18 protein-coding genes and 1 tRNA gene are annotated in these 14327 nt (G+C 63.9%); 13 read left to right on the top strand and 6 right to left on the bottom strand.

Translation table 11 applies throughout. The features are described 5' to 3' along the window. Positions 1-25: 25 nt before the first annotated feature. The 6 genes from EOD43_RS17510 to EOD43_RS17530 all read left to right on the top strand — a co-directional run bounded on the left by EOD43_RS17510 (position 26) and on the right by EOD43_RS17530 (position 2891). On the top strand, positions 26-280 hold the full coding sequence (locus tag EOD43_RS17510; RefSeq protein ID WP_206363581.1) for a hypothetical protein: 255 nt from the start codon (positions 26-28) through the stop codon (positions 278-280). Continuing rightward, on the top strand, positions 270-1073 hold the full coding sequence (locus tag EOD43_RS17515; RefSeq protein WP_127745312.1) for a hypothetical protein: 804 nt from the start codon (positions 270-272) through the stop codon (positions 1071-1073). Before EOD43_RS17510 ends, EOD43_RS17515 begins: the two co-directional genes overlap by 11 nt. 21 nt (positions 1074-1094) lie before the next feature. Next, positions 1095-1739: an SOS response-associated peptidase gene (locus EOD43_RS17520; RefSeq protein WP_127745313.1), complete on the top strand. Its 645-nt coding sequence runs from the start codon at positions 1095-1097 to the stop codon at positions 1737-1739. After that, the gene (locus EOD43_RS24230; protein WP_420822457.1) at positions 1736-1930 is read left to right on the top strand and encodes a DUF6961 family protein; all 195 of its coding nucleotides are present in this window, start codon (positions 1736-1738) and stop codon (positions 1928-1930) included. Before EOD43_RS17520 ends, EOD43_RS24230 begins: the two co-directional genes overlap by 4 nt. A gap of 74 nt (positions 1931-2004) precedes the next feature. Beyond that, positions 2005-2355: a response regulator gene (locus EOD43_RS17525; protein WP_127745314.1), complete on the top strand. Its 351-nt coding sequence runs from the start codon at positions 2005-2007 to the stop codon at positions 2353-2355. 122 nt (positions 2356-2477) lie between these two features. After that, positions 2478-2891 carry a BRO-N domain-containing protein gene (locus EOD43_RS17530; RefSeq protein ID WP_127745315.1) on the top strand — a complete coding sequence of 138 codons (414 nt, stop codon included), beginning with the start codon at positions 2478-2480 and terminating at the stop codon, positions 2889-2891. Positions 2892-3031: 140 nt separating this feature from the next. Here EOD43_RS17530 and EOD43_RS17535 read toward each other — a convergent pair. After that, a tRNA-Ser gene (locus EOD43_RS17535) sits at positions 3032-3123 on the bottom strand. A gap of 127 nt (positions 3124-3250) precedes the next feature. Here EOD43_RS17535 and EOD43_RS17540 point away from each other — a divergent pair. Next, complete coding sequence (locus EOD43_RS17540) at positions 3251-4027, top strand: DUF1134 domain-containing protein (protein WP_164857296.1); 777 nt, start codon at positions 3251-3253, stop codon at positions 4025-4027. A 36-nt stretch (positions 4028-4063) separates the two neighbouring features. On the opposite strand, the gene pgeF is transcribed toward EOD43_RS17540, so the two are convergent. From pgeF to lgt, 3 genes are all read right to left on the bottom strand, one after another. Then, complete coding sequence (pgeF, locus tag EOD43_RS17545) at positions 4064-4828, bottom strand: peptidoglycan editing factor PgeF (RefSeq protein ID WP_127745317.1); 765 nt, start codon at positions 4826-4828, stop codon at positions 4064-4066. Positions 4829-4992: 164 nt separating this feature from the next. Then, positions 4993-6039 carry a class I SAM-dependent methyltransferase gene (locus EOD43_RS17550; RefSeq protein ID WP_127745318.1) on the bottom strand — a complete coding sequence of 349 codons (1047 nt, stop codon included), beginning with the start codon at positions 6037-6039 and terminating at the stop codon, positions 4993-4995. Between the two features lie 35 nt (positions 6040-6074). Further along, positions 6075-6917, bottom strand: a complete 843-nt coding sequence (gene lgt / locus EOD43_RS17555) for a prolipoprotein diacylglyceryl transferase (RefSeq protein ID WP_127745319.1) — start codon at positions 6915-6917, stop codon at positions 6075-6077. Positions 6918-7068: 151 nt separating this feature from the next. On the opposite strand from lgt, the gene EOD43_RS17560 reads away from it, so the two are divergent. After that, positions 7069-7737, top strand: a complete 669-nt coding sequence (locus tag EOD43_RS17560) for a hypothetical protein (RefSeq protein WP_127745320.1) — start codon at positions 7069-7071, stop codon at positions 7735-7737. Between the two features lie 150 nt (positions 7738-7887). Here the strand turns inward: EOD43_RS17560 and EOD43_RS17565 are convergent, their stop codons facing one another. After that, positions 7888-8238: a GFA family protein gene (locus tag EOD43_RS17565; RefSeq protein WP_127745321.1), complete on the bottom strand. Its 351-nt coding sequence runs from the start codon at positions 8236-8238 to the stop codon at positions 7888-7890. Positions 8239-8290: 52 nt separating this feature from the next. Here EOD43_RS17565 and EOD43_RS17570 point away from each other — a divergent pair, with 52 nt between their 5' ends. The 5 genes from EOD43_RS17570 (at position 8291) to EOD43_RS17590 (ending at position 12884) form a co-directional block, all read left to right on the top strand. Further along, on the top strand, positions 8291-10561 hold the full coding sequence (locus tag EOD43_RS17570; protein WP_127745322.1) for a xanthine dehydrogenase family protein molybdopterin-binding subunit: 2271 nt from the start codon (positions 8291-8293) through the stop codon (positions 10559-10561). 11 nt (positions 10562-10572) lie between these two features. After that, the gene (hemH, locus tag EOD43_RS17575; RefSeq protein WP_240653304.1) at positions 10573-11541 is read left to right on the top strand and encodes a ferrochelatase; all 969 of its coding nucleotides are present in this window, start codon (positions 10573-10575) and stop codon (positions 11539-11541) included. A gap of 33 nt (positions 11542-11574) precedes the next feature. Continuing rightward, positions 11575-12297 (top strand): acetoacetyl-CoA reductase, encoded by a 723-nt coding sequence (phbB, locus tag EOD43_RS17580; protein ID WP_127745324.1) that lies wholly within the window; start codon positions 11575-11577, stop codon positions 12295-12297. 13 nt (positions 12298-12310) lie between these two features. Beyond that, positions 12311-12538, top strand: a complete 228-nt coding sequence (locus EOD43_RS17585; RefSeq protein WP_127745325.1) for a ribbon-helix-helix domain-containing protein — start codon at positions 12311-12313, stop codon at positions 12536-12538. Between the two features lie 67 nt (positions 12539-12605). Next, positions 12606-12884 (top strand): hypothetical protein, encoded by a 279-nt coding sequence (locus EOD43_RS17590; protein WP_127745326.1) that lies wholly within the window; start codon positions 12606-12608, stop codon positions 12882-12884. Between the two features lie 103 nt (positions 12885-12987). On the opposite strand, the gene EOD43_RS17595 is transcribed toward EOD43_RS17590, so the two are convergent. Then, on the bottom strand, positions 12988-14208 hold the full coding sequence (locus EOD43_RS17595; RefSeq protein WP_127745327.1) for a vWA domain-containing protein: 1221 nt from the start codon (positions 14206-14208) through the stop codon (positions 12988-12990). Positions 14209-14327 lie beyond the last annotated feature (119 nt).

Below are 14327 nucleotides of genomic sequence, written 5' to 3' on the forward strand. Positions count from 1 at the left end.
AGGTCTCGATAACTTAAGGCGAAAGATGATCGAGCTAGAAAAGGCGGTGGCTGCGCTAGACGGCAACGTAGGCGGCGTCCAGTTCAACCCATCTGATCCTCAGAGTATTGAGATCGCTATCCAACAAACAGAGTCCGCCATCGACTCTCGCGTGGGCGATTACAGTCGGAACGAAATGGTTGGCAAGCTAGTCGTCAATATGAAGGAAAAATGCCGACAGGAAATCCTTAGACGCGCGGCGGACGCACGAGCCGGAGAGGGAGCCGTAGATGACGATTGAGAGTGCGCTTCGAGACATTAACAATGCGGTCCTAGATTTGCAGTTGGCAGACTACAACACCTTCGAACGCCCACTGGAGCGCATCGCGCGGGCTTTTGGAGATGCTGGGATTGCGCCTGTAGTTGCCGAGCTCAAGTCTAAGGCAGACTTCGACAAATTCATCGAGGATTCCGGTCAGGGTGGAAGTTCGCTTGGGAGCGCGAGGCTTTCTTGGCCGACAGACATCGAGCAAGAACTTGGGCTGATTATCCACTTGATAGAGCGCGGTGCGAAAGATACGCGATGGTTCTTGGATTTCGCATTTCTTTATTATTACAGTGGGCCTAAGCTTGTCGGTAACCTAAGAAAGATTACGACAGCGGTTATCGTGCCATTTAACCGAGATTTTGCGACATATTTTAATGAAAGGTTCCCAAGTTCGCAGGCCGATGGGCGTACGAGCCCTGCTAGCGTGACCTATAATATAGGATCGCTAAACAATTCACCGCTTCAACATATTTCCACGGGCGGCCACGGGGAGCAAACTACGAGCTATTCGCATGGAGATCTCCAAGCAGCCGTCGTCACTTACAGACGCCATGCAGATGAATTGGGCCTTGACCCCGCCCAACGGCGGAAGGCTGATGCGCAGGTTGCCACTATTGAGGCACAATTGATTGATGAGCCGGAGCCCTCAATCATCAAAGCTGCGGGGAAGTCTCTCAAGACAATAATCGAAGGGGCGCTTGGCGGAGCGGCGGGCACAGCATTAGCATCGCCATCGGTCTGGTCGCCTCTGCTGTCGATGTTCTGAGGAAAGTGCGCGCTGTTTATCATGTGCAATCTCTACACCGTCCGCCCCAGCCGAGATGAGGTCGCTGCGCACTTCGGGGTCCGCGCAGCCTCCACATCTAACGCCCCAGAGGAAGTCTATCCGGGCACCCCAGGACTAGTCGTCAGGGAAACCGAAGGTGTCCGCCAGCTCCAGTCGATGACTTGGGGGTGGCCCCTGCGGCTCAAGTCGATGGCCCCGACCTCCAAGCCGAAGCCGGTGAACAACATCGCGGACCTAAGGAAGCCCATGTGGATCGGAGCAGCCCGCAAGCCCTCTGCGAGATGCCTGATACCCCTGTCGGGCTTTGCGGAGGCTGAGGGGGCGAAGGGAGCCAAGACGCGCACATGGTTCAGCGTGAAGGGCCAGCCGATCTTCGCTTGGGCAGGCCTGTGGCGTGACAGCGCGGAGTGGGGGCCGGTCTATTCTGGCGTGATGACAGACTGCAATGAGGCCATCCGCCCGGTGCATGATCGCATGCCGGTGCTGCTGATGCCTGATGAGTACGATAGGTGGCTTAATGGGGTCTTCGAGGACGTTGTGGCCATTCAGGATAAAGGGTTCCCCAGCGATCTGATCGAGATGCGGCGGACTGAGGAGCCGTGGATTAAGCGTACCCGAGCGCCTGAGCCCACGCTGCTACTATGATCGGCGATAAGGAAATATGGGCCTGCGCTTTGTTGGTCCTCAGGACCAAAGGGGAAGACGCTTGGTTTTACGCGAGCAGGCGGGCTGACGAGTTGTTCGCGGCCGGCGACGATGCGGGCGGGCGGACGTGGGTGATGATTCTGGATTGCTTGGGGAAGCTTGAGGGCCGGGTGGGTTCCACGGTGCAGTGAGAAGCTGCCAAAAGGCAACCTTCAGCCGTTCGGCGGGTTATTCGTTATCAGGCGAATTATAGCGGACCGCAGACATGGATGGCGACAACTCCGCTCTAATCGTGGAAGATAGCCCGATTTTAGGGCCGATGATGGCCGATATGCTGGAAGAGCTAGGGCATTCCTCAACGATAATTGGAGATGAGCCTTCGGCCATCGCCTGCCTCGAAGCGGAGCAATTTTCCCTACTCGTTAGCGATTTGACGCTGGCAAACGGCGGCTCCGGGCTGAACGTCGCGAGAGAGGCATTGAGGCGGCAGCCCAGCTTAAAGGTAGTAGTAGTCTCAGGCCGCGAGCGGCCCGACGATCTTCCTGCTGGGATATCGTATTTGGCTAAGCCGTTTTCTCTGAGCCAATTTAACGCCGCCATCGCAGGATCGGCGTAGGCCCAGATTGCCTCGGGATGGCCATTTGATATCCTGCGGGGCGCTGCGGGTGTGATTGAGCCCCCTCGTCACGGCGGGGGAGAGGGTAGCGGCCAAACGCCCCTCCCGCCCGCAGCGACCTTATGACCACCAACGTTATCCCCATGTTCACCTTCAACGGCACACAGCTGCGCGGCGTGAAGATCAACGGCGAAGCATGGTTCGTTGCATCAGACGTGTGCAAATGCCTCGGCTTGTCGAACACCACGATGGCGCTGCGGGTGCTCGATGCGGATGAAAAGTCCACCCTCAAAAGATTTGAATGTGGGATGGGGGCTGGTGCGCCCGTCAACGCGGTGTCGCGGCCCGGCATGCTTCGGCTGGTGGAGCGTAGCAGCAAGCCTGAGGCGAAGGAGTTCAACCGCTGGGTGCGCCATGAGGTGCTGCCGCAAGTGATGGACAACGGTGGGTATGTCGCACCGAACGCCCAAAGATTTATCTGGGGTGTTGCCTCTGGCTGCGGTGCGGGCTCGAATGTTCGTCCGCGCCCGTGCTGACAATGACGCTCTTGTCGTGCGCCGAGAATGATTCTCGGGCGGCGGGGTACGAGCTTGGGGTACATCGTGGGGTACACGAAGCTCGCGCAGAATTAGCTAAAGTGTTGATTTCACTACGTTTATGCGGCCCATTAGGGCGCTGGCGGACACGCCGGGATTCGAACCCGGGGTACCCTATTCAGGGTACGACGGTTTAGCAAACCGTTGGTTTCAGCCACTCACCCACGTGTCCGCGAACGGCAGAGCGGGCGCTATAACCGGGAGTAGGGGCGGGATCAACAGCGCTTTGACTCGTCTCGAAACCTTCCCGTCGTTCGTTCATTGCAGCGACAGGCGGAAGGCGGATAAGGTCGCCTCCGATGATCAGTTGGAGGATGAGGATGGGGGCGATGTCGCGGTTCGGGATTGTGGGGATCGCCCTGCTGTCGGCGCTGGCCCTGCCGCTCGCGCCCGTCGCGGCGCAGGCCGTGAAGACGGTCGATCCCAATGCCGCCGCGCAGGCCGATCTGGCTCCGGCCGATCCGGTGGCCGAGGATGGCGCCCCGGCCGCACCGCCGGCGACTCCGTCGACCGCCGATGCCGCCGCGACTGCGGAGGCCACGCCCGCCCCGGCCAGCACGCTGCGCGCCGATGCGGCGCAGGCGTCGCAGGGCGGCACCTATAATCAGGACGATGTCGTCGCCGCCGCCGAAGGCGTGTTCGGCAAGGGGGCCGAGGGCCTCGCCAAGATGATCGAAAAGGTTCTGAAGGATCAGGGCCAGCCCAACGGTTACATTGCGGGCCGCGAAGTCGGCGGCGCGGTGGTCGTGGGCCTGCGTTACGGCTCGGGCACCCTGTTCCACAAGGTCGAGGGGCAGATGCCGGTTTACTGGACCGGGCCGTCGCTGGGCTTCGATTTCGGCGCGAACGGCGCCAAGAGCTTCGTGCTGGTCTATAATCTCTACGACAGCGGCGATCTGTTCCACCGCTATCCGGCGGCGGAGGGCACGGCCTATGTGATCGGCGGCTTCACGGCCAGCTATCTGCGCCGTGGCGACGTGGTGCTGATCCCGATCCGCCTGGGCGTCGGCTGGCGACTGGGCGTGAACGTCGGCTACATGAACATCACGCGGGAATCGAAGTGGCTGCCGTTCTGATCCCAACTCACCCCTCCCTTTAAGGGAGGGGAGGTATTAAGCAGCCGCTCCGATCACCGAAATCTGCCGTCCATAGCCGCTCTCGCCTTTGTGCGTGGCGCGGCGGAAGCTGAAGAAGCGGCTTTCCTGCGCGTAGGTGTCTTCGCCCAGCGCCATGACGCGGCCGAGGCCGGCTGTGGCAAGGCGGTGGACGACATAAGCCTCGATATCGAACTGCGCGTGGCCCGCGCGGCGGCCTTCGGCGAAGAAGCGTTCGTTGGCGGGGTCGTCCTCGCCGAAGCGGCGGACGAAGGCGTCGTCGACCTCATAGCTGGCCCGTGCGATGCAGGGGCCGATCGCGGCGACGATCGCGTCGCGCTTCGCGCCCAGCTTTTCCATCGCCTCGATCGTGCGATCGGTCACGCCGGTCAGCGCGCCCTTCCACCCCGCATGCGCCGCGCCGACGATGTTGCGTTCGGCATCGGCGAAGAGGACGGGGACGCAATCGGCGGTCAATATGCCGATCAGATAGGCCGGATTGTCGGTGACGATCGCGTCGGCATGCGGGCGCGCATCGTCGGCCCAGATGTCGGCCACCACGCAGTCGGGCGAATGCACCTGATGGACGGTGACGAGGCTGCGCCCCGGCGTCACCGCCTCCACCACGCGCCGGCGATTTTCGAGGATCGCGTCGCGATCGTCATCCGAACCCAGGCCGATGTTCAGGCCGGCATGGATCCCCGTCGAAACGCCCCCTTCGCGGCCGAAAAAGCCGTGCGGCGTGTGGGCGAGGAGCGGGGTCTGGATGGGGTGGGGGTGCATGGGGGATGCTTTAGCGGCGTGAGGCGTGCGGCCCAACCTAAATCCTCCCCGGCACGGGGAGGGGGACCGCGAAGCGGTGGAGGGGGGCAGGCCACAGGCGATGCGTCCAGTCTCCCGCCCCCTCCGTCGCCTTCGGCGCCACCTCCCCGTATCGGGGAGGATCTTTAAAAGCCCGCCGGGTTCGGCCACCTCGGCGCCACCATCGCCAGTGCGCGGAATAGGGTGCCCATCTCCTCCTCGTTCACAAGGCGGCGGTGGGCGAGGCCGATGTCGTCCATCCGGTCGGGGTGGAGCCGGCCGAGCGCGGCGGCGCGGGCAGCGATGCCCAGCGTGGAGAGGAAGAAGGCCTGGCTTACGGGTCCGTGGACGCGCGCGCCGCCGGTCTGCGCGGCCTTGCCGAGCGCGGTGAAATCGACATGCGCGGTCAGATCGTTCGCGCCCGGATTGGCGAAGACGTCGGCATAGGCATGTGCGTTCAGCGCCTGCAGCGTATCGCCCGCATCATAATCCTCATGCCCATAATCGATCGCGAGCAGCGCGCCGCCCTGCCGCGCGATCCGCCGCGCGAGGCGCTGCGCGATCTCAAGGCCCACCGGCGATGTTTCGTAGATGCTGCCCGCCACCGCGCCGTGGAGATGGTCCGGCACGCGATCCTCGGCGGGTTCGTCGCCGGGGACAGGGCCAAAGGCATCGTCCTTCCACCGCACCATCCGCTCGCGCCAGCCGCCATAGGTCATCACATATTGGCGGAACGGCAGCGCATCGAAGAATTCGTTGGCGACGATGGTCAGCGCGATATCGTCGGGCAAAGTGCGGACATCGTCGTGCCAGATGGCGTTGGGCACGCGCTCAGCCTGCAGCTTGCGCAGCACCGGGCTGGTCTCGACGAAGTGGACCGGCGGTTCCAGCCCCTGCGATCGCATCGCGCGCAGCGCATCGGCGGCCAGCGTCCCGCGCCCCGGCCCCAGTTCGACATAGGCGATGTCGGGCTTGCCCGCGCGGGTCCACAGATCGGCGATCCAGATGCCGATCAGCTCGCCGAACATCTGGCTCACCTCGGGCGAGGTGATGAAATCGCCCTGCACGCCAAAGGGGTCGTGCGATCCGTAATAGATGATGTTCGCCGCCTCCATATAGTCGGCGACCGGGATCGGTCCGTCGGCGGCGATGCGCGCGATCAGCCGATCCGCCAGTTCGGCAGGGCTCTCCATGCGCAGCGCCTTAGCAGAAACAGGTCGTTAAAAGGTTAATCGACGACCGAAACGACTTTGCGCTTGCCCGATGTGAGGATCAGGTATGCGCCGCCGACCAGCATCGGGATGGTCAGCGTCTGCCCCATCGTCAGCCCCCAGCTGAGCGTGCCCAGCTGCACGTCCGGCTCGCGCACGAACTCCAGCCCGAAACGGATCAGGCCGTAGCCGAGCAGGAAGACGCCGCCCAGCAGGCCCGGCTTCAGCCGCGCGTCGGTGCGCCAGAACAGGAAGGACAGGACGCAGAACAGGACGATCCCCTCCAGCCCCGCTTCGTATAGCTGGCTCGGGTGGCGCGGCAGTTGATCGGGCGCGTCGGGGAAGATCACCGCCCACGGCACGTCGGTCGGCCGGCCCCACAGCTCACCATTGATGAAATTGGCGATGCGGACGAAGAACAGCCCGAACGGCCCGCAGCACGCGACATAATCACCGAAGCGCAGGATGCTCAGCCCGTTCTTCTTCGCGAGGTAGATGATCGCAAGGAAGGTGCCGAACGCCCCGCCGTGAAACGACATACCGCCCTGCCAGAGTTTCAGCACCTCGATCGGGTTCTGCAGCAGCTCGGGCTGATAGAACAGCACATATCCCACGCGCCCGCCCAGCAGGATGCCCAACGTCGCATAGAAGACGAAATCATCGGCATGCCGCCGCGCCATCGGCGCATTGGGCTGCGCGATCAGCTTGGTGAGATACCACCAGCCGATCATGATCCCGGCGATATAGCCGAGCGAATACCACCGTATCGCCACCGGCCCGATCGACAGCGCGATCGGATCGAGCCCGAGATCGGTGAAACGGATCGCCGAACTCGCGTCGGCCAGGATTTGCAGGATCAAGGGTGCGTCCCGGTTGTTCGTTTGGGAGGGGCATAGCGGGGGGATCCGCGCGCGTCACCCCGGACGTGCTCGGATGTGGTCTCTGAGATTGTACTGGCGTCCCGCGACGATGAAGCTAGCCTGCCGTGCAAGGGACGTTGGGGAGGTCGCTGTGCCGCGCTCATTGTATCGGAAGCTATGGCGCTACAACGCCTTCGTCGTAGCGCTATGCGGCACAATGGGACTGGGCTTATTGGGTTTCGGCGCATGGCAGGTGATCGGGCGCACGCCTCATTTGATCGAGGAGACCGCACGGCCGACAGCATTTGAGAGTGCTAACAATCTGCCAAGCTTGAGCGATGCGAAGATAATTGGCGGTACGTCGCTCTTGGCGATCAAAACCCAGGCGAACGATGCAGCCGCCTATTCTGAGCAGCAGGATCGCAACGTCCTGCTGATCGATCTTCGAAATGGCAAAAGCCGATATGTCCTGCCAGACAACAAGCGGAAACTGGTTCAGTGGTACATACTTCCTGCCTCGGCTGACGATGGCAACGGGGTTGGGCGGGCATATGTGGCGCTTGTCGGGGACGACAGGCCGGAGACAACGCCCAGATATGACGTCCTCATTGGTAATGTGGCGACCGGCCAGCAGGCATGGGCGGCGCGTGGCGTAACCGCACTCGATGCGCCTGAACTGATCGACGACAATGCCATCGCACTCCTCATCTCGAACGGAAATGCGCTGAGCTACCATCGATACGGTCTGGCAACCTTGGCTCGGGAAGCGGTTCGTCCGGTTGCCATGATCGCGACGGCGAAGCCTCCGCAGTCACGATAGTCCCCCTAAAAAATCCTCCGCCGGAGGGGGAGGGGGACCGGCGCAGCCGGTGGAGGGGTATTCGCCCCTTAGACCATCGCTGCCGGCTAATACCTCTCCACCACGCCTTTGGCGTGGTCCCCCTCTCCCTCCGGGAGAGGATTTGGAGGGTCAAAAACTCGCGCCGTCCACCTTCTGCAGCTCCAGCGCGTCGATATCGATCGTAGGAACGCAGCGCAGGTTGATGGCGCGGACTTCGGAGCCGTTGGGCATCTTGCCGTGGGCGAAGGCTTGGGTGCCGCAGGTCGTGCAGAAGCGGTGTTCGATATTATGCTTGTTGAAGAGGTAGCTTTTGAGCGCCGCTTCGCCTGAGGTCAGGGTGAATTGCTCGACCGGCACGAAGCTCAACAGGAAGCCCTTGCGTGAACAGTGCGAGCAGTTGCAGCTCATCGCCTGGGTTGGCGTGTCAGCGTTGACGGTGAAGGCGACCGCGCCGCAGTGGCAGCTTCCGGAATAGGACATTTCACGAGCCTCCGCGCTTCCTTTGGGCGATGGCCGACCCTATCATGGGCCGATGCACGGGCAAGCACCCAACGAAAAACGGGGATCGGAAGGCAAGGGGATCACGCGGCGCAAGCTGCTGATCGGCGGCGGCGTGGGCGCGGGCCTGGTCGTCGGCTGGGCCTTGTGGCCGCGCACCTATCGCAGCGACCTGACCGCCGCCCCCGGCGAGACGATCTTCGGCGCGTACCTCAAGATCGGCGCGGACGGTCGCGTGATCGTCGCGGTGCCGCAGGCGGAGATGGGGCAGGGCGTCTATACCTCGCTGCCGCAGATCTTGGCCGATGAGCTGGGCGCGGACTGGCGGACGGTAGGCGTCGAGCCGGCGCCAGTGTCGCCCGTTTATGCCAACAGCTTCATCATCGAAGAGGCGCTGTCGGGGAAGGTGCCCGCCTTCATGGGCAGCGTCGCGCATTGGGCGGCGCGCGAGATCGCGATGCGCAGCAATTTGATCCTGACCGGCGGATCCACATCGATCCGCGCGTTCGAAGCGCCGCTGCGCGAGGCGGGGGCGGTTGCCCGCTCGCTGCTGTGCATGGTCGCGGCGAAACGGTGGGGGATCGACTGGGCGGCGTGCGATACGAAGGACGGCTTCGTCGTGCGCGGCGAGGATCGGCTGCGCTTCGCCGAACTGGCGGCCGAGGCGGCGACGCTTACCCCGCCCGATCCGGTGCCGCTGCGCGAGCCGGGCGAACGCACGATCGTGGGCACCTCGGTGCCGCGGCTCGATCTGCCGTCGAAGGTGGATGGATCGGCGCGCTTCGGCGCGGACGTGCGCCTGCCGGGCATGCTCTATGCCTCGATCGCGCACGGCCCCTATGGCGGCAGCAAGCCCGCCAAATATGTGCTGGCCGACGCCGAGGCGACGCCGGGCGTCGCGGGCGTGGTGATCGATCCGAAGTTCATCGCGGTGATCGGCACGAACTGGTGGGCGGCGGATACCGGCCTGCAGAAATTGCAGACCGATTTCGAAACCGCCGGCCCGCGCCCGAACGACATCACGATATCGCGTGCGCTCAAGGCCGCGCTCGATGCCACGCTTAATGGGGGCGGTAACGCCAAGACGTTTGTCGAGAAGGGCGAGATCGAAAGCGCGCTGGGCGGCAGCAATGTCGTGACCGCGACCTATTCGGTGCCGATGCTCGCGCATGCGCCGATGGAGACGCTGACCGCGACCGCGCGCTTCACCGGCGATCGGCTGGAAGTGTGGGTGCCGACGCAGGCGGCGGGGATCTGCCGCGCCGCCGTCGCCAAGACGATGGGGATGGATGAGGCGCGGGTGACGCTTTACCCGACCCTGCTGGGCGGCGGCTTCGGCCGCAAGGTCGAGGTCGATGCGGCGTGCGAGGCGGCGATCATCGCGAAGAAGGCGGGCAAGCCCGTCCAGCTCGTCTATCCCCGGCGCGAGGATATCCACGTCAGCCGCTTCCGGCCCCCTGCACTGGGCCGGATGCGCGGGCGGATCGGCCCCGGCGGGACGATTGCGGGGTGGGAAGCTACGATCGCCGCGCCGCCCAGCCAGGCCGAGGCGCAGGATCGATTGCAGCTGAAGGCGCCCGGCGAACATGGGCCGGAGGGCGGCGCCGTCGAAGGTGCGTCTCCGCCTTATGCGACGCCCGCGCTGGCGGTGAGCCATGCCGCCGCGACGACCGGGGTGGGGACGGGCTGGTGGCGTTCGGTCGCCAACAGCTACACGGCGTTCTTCAATGAGAGTTTTGCCGACGAACTGGCGTTGCAGGCGGGGCTCGATCCGCTGTCGTTCCGCATGGCGGCTTTGTCGAACGCCCCCCGGCTGGCGCATTGCCTGACGACCGCGACCGCGCTGGGCGGCTGGCAGGGCGGGCAGCCGGGCGTCGGGCAGGGGATTGCGGTCCATAGCTGCTTCGGCAGCCATGTCGCGATGATGGTCGAGGTCGAGGTGACGGCCGATCAGATGGTCAAGGTGCTGACCGTCAGCGCCGCGGTCGATTGCGGGCATGTGATCCATCCGGACATCGTGCTGCAGCAGATCGAAGGTGGGATCATCTTCGGCATGTCCAACGCGTTCGGCATGCCGATCGAACTCAATGACGGGATGGTCGTGGCGCAAAATTTCGACGGGCTGGGATTGCCGATGCTGACCGATACGCCCGAGATACGGGTCGAGCTGATCGAATCCCCGCATGCGGCGGGGGGCGCGGGCGAGATTGCGGTGCCGCCGGTCGCGCCCGCCATCGCCAATGCCATCTTCGCGGCGACGGGCAAGCGCCTGCGCAACCTGCCGCTGCGTCTGGCAGATGCATGAGTGACGGGCGCATGATCGGCCTCCTGCTCGTCAATCTCGGCACCCCCGACGCGCCGACCGCGCCGGCGGTGAAACGCTATCTGGCCGAATTCCTGTCGGACCCGCGCGTCGTGGAGATCCCGCAGATCATCTGGCAGCCGATATTGCGCGGGATCGTGCTGAACACCCGGCCGAAGAAATCGGCGCACGCCTATCAACAGGTGTGGACCGAAGAGGGATCGCCGCTGGCCGCGATAACGAAGCGGCAGACGGCGGCGATCGCGGCGCATTTCGGTGATCGCGTGGTGGTCGACTACGCCATGCGCTATGGCAATCCCGCGATCGGCGATCGGCTGGCGGCGATGAAGGCGAAAGGGTGCGATCGCATCCTGATCGCGCCGCTGTACCCCCAATATTGCGGGGCGACGACCGCGAGCGTGCAGGACGCGGCTTATGCGGCGCTGGGGGAGATGCGCTGGCAGCCCGCGATCCGCACGCTGCCGCCTTATTATGCCGACCCGGCCTATATCGCCGCGCTCAAGACGTCGGTGGAGGACAGCCTCGCCGCGCTCGATTTCGTGCCCGACATGCTGGTCGCCAGCTTCCACGGCATGCCGGAGCGGACACGAACCCTGGGCGATCCCTATGCCGATCAATGCCTTGAGACCGCACGGCTGTTGGGTGAAGCCCTTGGTCGTCCGCTAAATGTAACCTTCCAGTCACGGTTCGGACGCGCCAAGTGGCTAGAGCCGGCCACCGATACGACCCTTGCAGCATTGCCGGGGCAGGGGATGCGGAAGGTTGCGGTGTTCGCGCCGGGTTTTTCCGCCGACTGTCTGGAAACGCTGGAAGAAATCGCGATCCGCGGGCGCGAGACTTTTCTTTCCGCGGGTGGAACAAACTTCGCCTACATGGCTTGTCTCAATGACGGGGCGGCCAGTCTGGAAATGTTCGAAATTCTCTTGACTCGTGAGCTTGATGGCTGGCTCGCGCCCTCTTAAGCTCGGTTCGAAACTCATTGTGGGAGAGTGAATATGGCACGGGTCGCAATCGTTACCGGCGGGACTCGTGGCATAGGTGAGGCGATCAGCCTCGCCCTGCAGAAGAAGGGTGTCACCGTCGTCGCCAACTATGCCGGCAATGACGCCAAGGCGCAGGAGTTCACCGATCGCACCGGCATCATCGCCCGCAAGTGGAATGTCGGCGATTTCGATGCCTGCCAGTCGAATATCGAACAGATCGAGGCCGAAGTCGGCCCGGTCGACATCCTGGTCAACAATGCCGGCATCACGCGCGACGGCACCATCCTGAAAATGACCTATCAGGATTGGAAAGAGGTGATGGACGTTAACCTGGGTGGTTGCTTCAACATGGCCAAGGGCGTGTTCCTGGGCATGCGTTCGCGCGGCTGGGGCCGGATCGTCAATGTGGGCTCGGTGAACGGGCAGGCGGGGCAGTATGGCCAGGTCAATTATGCCGCCGCCAAATCGGGCATCCACGGCTTCACCAAGGCGCTGGCGCAGGAAGGCGCCAAGGCGGGCGTGACCGTCAACGCGATCGCGCCGGGCTATATCGACACCGACATGGTCGCCGCCGTCCCGCAGGACGTGCTGGCGAAGATCGTCGCCAAGGTGCCGGTCGGCCGCCTTGGCCATGCCGACGAGATCGCGCGCGGCGTGACCTTCCTGTGCGGCGAGGATGCGGGCTTCATCACCGGATCGACCATGTCGATCAACGGTGGCCAGCACATGTATTGATGGTCGATCGCTGATGTCTGGACCGGTGAAACGATCGGTCAGCATCGCGGGCCACGCCACCTCGATCACGCTCGAACCGATCTTCTGGGACGCGCTGGTCCGCGCAGCGGGGGAGGAGGGGCTTCCCCTCAACGCCCTCGTCGCGCGGATCGACGTCGAGCGGATCGAGCAGGACGACCTGCCCAACCTCGCCAGCGCGATCCGCGTATGGCTGTTCCGGCGGGCGTTGAGGGAGGGGTGAGGATAGCCGGTCGGTTGATCGGCGCGATATCAAGTGTCATGCAAGGCCCGCAATCTCGGAGCAGGGCATGGCTAGAGACAAAAGATTGCTAGGCGCGATCCTGCTTTTCGTCGCTTCTGCAGTTGCTTGGGTCATCCAGGCAGCGATTGTTCGCGCCTATATTTATGCTGCGGTGATGGGGAACTGGTCGGAGTTCAGTCGATTTTTCGGTGTTCGGCCGCCTGCAGAATTCTGTTTTGATCATTGTGTCGCCGAACTGCCGTTCTTCGCTGGCTGGATTGGGGTGGGTTGTTTTGCCCTTGGCTTCGCCCTGCTGTTCCGCGTTTGGCGAAGGCCCCGCATATGATCTCTGGATAAGTCCGGGTGTAATGTGGGCTGCGGGCTTGCCTCTCGAGAGGATGGGGCGAGTGAGGCTGGCAGTTGGCCGCGTTCGAAAGAGCCCGACCTGATCAGCGCGCGGCCGCCTCGGCGCGATCGATCTCGTCACGCATCTTCTCGTCGTCGCGCATCAGCCGCTTGCTGAAGGCGGATTCGCGCTGGAGGAGATCGGCGTGGCGTTGCTGCATCAGCCTCAGCGCCTCCGTCGCATATGACGGATACCGCCCCTCCGTGCCGCGCCTCGACAGATCGTTGCTCAAACGCAGCGACTCCTTTGAGGCGATGTTGCTGATGCAGAGCGCGGCGTCGCTGGCGGCGTCGGACGAGCGCACCGCATTGCCGCTCGCCGCATTGCTTGCCCGAACCATATTCGCCGAATGACGATTGGATTCGCGTACGGCTGCAAGCGTCCGATCGACCGCCTGTTCGGTCTGCAGATTGACGAAGGTGCCGCCGCCGGCCGAGGCGACCGCCTGCAGCGCCGCCGCCTCGCGGGATGGCAGGCCGAAGCCGATGATGTTGACGATGGCCCGCGTCGCGCCGCCATTGATGCGCCTTGCGACGCCGACCGGATCGCCGCCACAGGTCTCCTCCCCGTCCGACACGACGTAGATGATCTGCTCGCCCCGGACATCGGATCGCTTCAGCAAGTCCTGACCGCGCGACAGAGCGGCGGCGAGCGGGGTCCAGCCGACAGCACGGAGTTGGCCGACCGCGGATTGCAGCGCCGCGCGATCCTGCGTGGGGGGAACGAGGGTGTCGATGCCTGCGCAGGAGCGTGCCTTGCCCGTCTCGCGATTGTCGCCCTGCTGCCCGAAGACCAGCAGGGATGCTTCGGTGCTGGGCGGCAGTCCGTCGATGAAGGCGAGCGCGGCCTCCCGAGCCAGAGCGAGCTTCGTGCGCCCGCCGATCCGGGCGGCCATCGATCCCGATCCGTCGATCAAGATGACGACGCGGGTAGGAACGCCGGAAATCGCGGGAGCTTCGGATTTGCCTGTTAACTTCGGCTGCTCAAGGCTGACCTCGCGGAAGCAGGCGTCGGGATCGTCGGTGATGAACTGGGCGATATAGTCGCGCGCGGTGGATGGTGCGGTTGCCGTGTCCGACAGTTGATCCGGCGTGGTGGCGTTGCCGCCGCCGTCGCTCCGGCCGCATGCCGAGAGGGCGATCAGGCCAGCCGCAATACCAAGCCAGGTCCGGTATGGCGGCATATGGGGCAATCCTTCTTGCGTCGTCGACAAGCCGATAACGCAAAGCCGTGGCAACCGATCCTTTCGGATGCGGTCGACCATCAATACAGGCGCGCGTCCGCGTCTCTCCCGTCGCCCCAGCGGAGGCTGGGGCCTATCTCTGCCGTGGCAAACGGCACCGTGGAGATGAGAGACATAGGCCCCAGCCTTCGCTGGGGCGA

It is taken from the genome of Sphingomonas crocodyli, assembly GCF_004005865.1.
GTDB classification, from domain to species: Bacteria; Pseudomonadota; Alphaproteobacteria; order Sphingomonadales; family Sphingomonadaceae; genus Rhizorhabdus; species Rhizorhabdus crocodyli.

Excerpts from the sequence above, each read along its gene's own strand:
- EOD43_RS17510 (WP_206363581.1), top strand. The coding sequence starts at position 26 with ATGATCGAGCTAGAAAAGGCGGTGGCTGCGCTAGACGGCAACGTAGGC.
- EOD43_RS17515 (WP_127745312.1), top strand. The coding sequence starts at position 270 with ATGACGATTGAGAGTGCGCTTCGAGACATTAACAATGCGGTCCTAGAT.
- EOD43_RS17520 (WP_127745313.1), top strand. The coding sequence starts at position 1,095 with ATGTGCAATCTCTACACCGTCCGCCCCAGCCGAGATGAGGTCGCTGCG.
- EOD43_RS24230 (WP_420822457.1), top strand. The coding sequence starts at position 1,736 with ATGATCGGCGATAAGGAAATATGGGCCTGCGCTTTGTTGGTCCTCAGG.
- EOD43_RS17525 (WP_127745314.1), top strand. The coding sequence starts at position 2,005 with ATGGATGGCGACAACTCCGCTCTAATCGTGGAAGATAGCCCGATTTTA.
- EOD43_RS17530 (WP_127745315.1), top strand. The coding sequence starts at position 2,478 with ATGACCACCAACGTTATCCCCATGTTCACCTTCAACGGCACACAGCTG.
- EOD43_RS17540 (WP_164857296.1), top strand. The coding sequence starts at position 3,251 with ATGATCAGTTGGAGGATGAGGATGGGGGCGATGTCGCGGTTCGGGATT.
- pgeF (WP_127745317.1), bottom strand. The coding sequence starts at position 4,828 with ATGCACCCCCACCCCATCCAGACCCCGCTCCTCGCCCACACGCCGCAC.
- EOD43_RS17550 (WP_127745318.1), bottom strand. The coding sequence starts at position 6,039 with ATGGAGAGCCCTGCCGAACTGGCGGATCGGCTGATCGCGCGCATCGCC.
- EOD43_RS17565 (WP_127745321.1), bottom strand. The coding sequence starts at position 8,238 with ATGTCCTATTCCGGAAGCTGCCACTGCGGCGCGGTCGCCTTCACCGTC.
- EOD43_RS17570 (WP_127745322.1), top strand. The coding sequence starts at position 8,291 with ATGCACGGGCAAGCACCCAACGAAAAACGGGGATCGGAAGGCAAGGGG.
- hemH (WP_240653304.1), top strand. The coding sequence starts at position 10,573 with ATGATCGGCCTCCTGCTCGTCAATCTCGGCACCCCCGACGCGCCGACC.
- phbB (WP_127745324.1), top strand. The coding sequence starts at position 11,575 with ATGGCACGGGTCGCAATCGTTACCGGCGGGACTCGTGGCATAGGTGAG.
- EOD43_RS17585 (WP_127745325.1), top strand. The coding sequence starts at position 12,311 with ATGTCTGGACCGGTGAAACGATCGGTCAGCATCGCGGGCCACGCCACC.
- EOD43_RS17590 (WP_127745326.1), top strand. The coding sequence starts at position 12,606 with ATGGCTAGAGACAAAAGATTGCTAGGCGCGATCCTGCTTTTCGTCGCT.
- EOD43_RS17595 (WP_127745327.1), bottom strand. The coding sequence starts at position 14,208 with ATGGTCGACCGCATCCGAAAGGATCGGTTGCCACGGCTTTGCGTTATC.